General features: G+C 66.0%; 1 pseudogene. It reads right to left on the bottom strand.

Going from position 1 to position 268, the window contains the following annotated elements:
- A pseudogene (locus tag SB816_RS32055) lies at positions 1-238 on the bottom strand (glycosyl transferase family 8); the annotation flags it as partial.
- Positions 239-268: the final 30 nt, after the last annotated feature.

Raw genomic sequence — 268 nt, 5'->3', positions numbered from 1 at the left:
CGGTGAGTCGCTGGCCTTCCCAGCGCGGCATCTGCACCTTGCGCTCGTATTGCGTCGTGTGCGCGAGGCTGTAGCGATAGCGATATTCGCGCCAGCCGCGTTCGAATTCGCCGAGCAGCAGCAGCGTTTCCGCGAGATCGAAACGTATCGGGTAATCGCCGGGCAGATTCGCGACCAGCATTTCCTGGATCGCGCGCGTGCCCGCGAGTTTGCCTTGCGGACGCAGCGCGGCGGCCATCAGGCGCCACAGGCGCAGCGGTCCTGTGCC

Origin of the sequence: Achromobacter sp. SIMBA_011 (genome assembly GCF_046535435.1) — a bacterium.
Lineage (GTDB): Bacteria > Pseudomonadota > Gammaproteobacteria > Burkholderiales > Burkholderiaceae_B > Achromobacter > Achromobacter dolens.
This window is presented reverse-complemented; position numbering and strand designations above follow the sequence as displayed.